Below are 1,701 nucleotides of genomic sequence, written 5' to 3' on the forward strand. Positions count from 1 at the left end.
CGCCGGTGCCGTCGGGGCTGCCGGAGGTGAAACCGGAGGTGCGGGCGCCGGGGCGGCGGCTGCCGGGGCGGGCTCCTCGACGGTGACGCCGAAGTCGGTGGCGATGCCGGACAGCCCGTCGGCGTAGCCCTGACCGACCGCGCGCACCTTCCACGCGCCGCCGCGCCGGTAGACCTCGACCAGTACCAGAGCGGTCTCCGCGCCGAGCCGGGGCGGTGTGAAGGAGGCGACCACCGTGCCCGTCGCGGCGTCGCGCACCGTGCCGGTGGGTTCGGTGCCCGCGAACGTGGCCCCGGGGGAGTCGAGGCTGGCCGTCACCACGATCTTGTCGATGTCGGAGGGCACCGCGGCGGTGTCCACCGTGATGGTGTCGCCGCCGCCACTGCTGCTGTGGGTCACGCCCGGAGCCGCGGGCTGGTTGTAGAAGACGAAGTCGGCGTCCGAACGGACCTTGCCGTCGGCGCCGACGAGCAGACCCGACACGTCCAGCCGCACCGGGGCGGAGACGTCCACCGCCACACGGGCGGCGGGCAGGGTGAGGTTCGAGCCGGGAGTCATAGCGGTCATGCCCGGACAACGACCGGTGGCGGCACCCGGTTCCATTTGACGCCTTCACACCGCGCGGTGAGGCCGCTCCGCATTGCGCGCCGACGGTGGCGCCAGGTCCAGCGGAAGCGGTCGTAGACGGCGCGGTCGACGGCGTGCCGGGCGCGGCCGTAGTGGTGCCAGAGGTCTGCGGTACGGGGGTACACCCCGCCATCCTGGCGGGCGCCACCGGCAGCCGGGCCGATTCGGTCGACACCTCAAAGCGCGCCCCGGTGCCGCGGCGCGGTCGGCAGGTGGGCGTGGCCCTGGTGGAGACCGAGGCCCGGGCCGTCACAGCCGGAACGCCTCACCTGGTGCCGGTCAGGTGGGCGTAGACGACGACGTTGCCCGTGTAGCCGTCGGCGCGGGAGAAGCCGCCGCCGCAGGTGATGACACGGAGTTCCGGTCGGTCGGACGGCCCGTACACCCGGTCGTCGGGGAAGTTCTCGCGGTCGTGCACCTCGATGGAGTGGATGGTGAAGACCGCCGCCCGCCCGTCGGCCCGGTCCACCCGGACGGTGTTGCCCTTCTTGAGTGAACCGAGGCCGTAGAAGACGGCCGGCCCGTCGGAGTTGTCCACGTGGCCGGCGATGATCGCCGTACCGGGCGCGCCCGGGGAGGTCCCGTCGCGGTACCAGCCGGTGAGGTTGGCATCACCCTCCGGGGGCGCCTGGAGGCTGCCGTCCTGCTCCAGGCCCAGGCCCGTGATCGGTGCGTCCACGGCGATGGCCGGGATGCGCACGCGGACCGGCACCGACGACGGCAGCGGCTCCACGCCGTTGCGCTTCTCCGCCGGGTCGGGCCGGACGGCCTCCGCGGCCGAGGGCTGCGGAGGCGACGTGTCCTTCGGGCTGTTGTCGATCAGCCACACGCCCGCGCACAGCCCCAGCGCGGTGAGGGTGGCGGCCACTGTCTCGCGTCGGCGATGCAATCGGTCCATCAAATCCCTCCTGCAACTCGGACCCGGACGGGGACCTTGGCGGGGGCCTCGGCGGCAGACCGGCCGGGCAGGCCGGGACCCGTCGGTCCCGGCCTGCCCGCGTGACGTGCGTGCCGGACGGTCAGGACCGGCTCTCGCCGCGTCGTCGCAGCAGCCAGACCCCGCCGGCGGCAACC

Annotated in this window: 2 protein-coding genes; both read right to left on the reverse strand. The window is 74.1% G+C overall.

The window, feature by feature from the left end; translation table 11 throughout:
* On the reverse strand, nt 1–558 hold a 558-nt coding region (locus ACYVE9_RS25620; protein ID WP_461030274.1), incomplete at its 3' end, for a TerD family protein.
* 334 nt (nt 559–892) lie between these two features.
* A complete protein-coding gene (locus tag ACYVE9_RS25625) occupies nt 893–1,525 on the reverse strand; it encodes a class F sortase (protein ID WP_461030273.1) in 633 nt (210 codons plus the stop codon).
* Between the last annotated feature and the right edge of the window lie 176 nt (nt 1,526–1,701).

This window comes from Streptomyces sparsus, assembly GCF_054776295.1.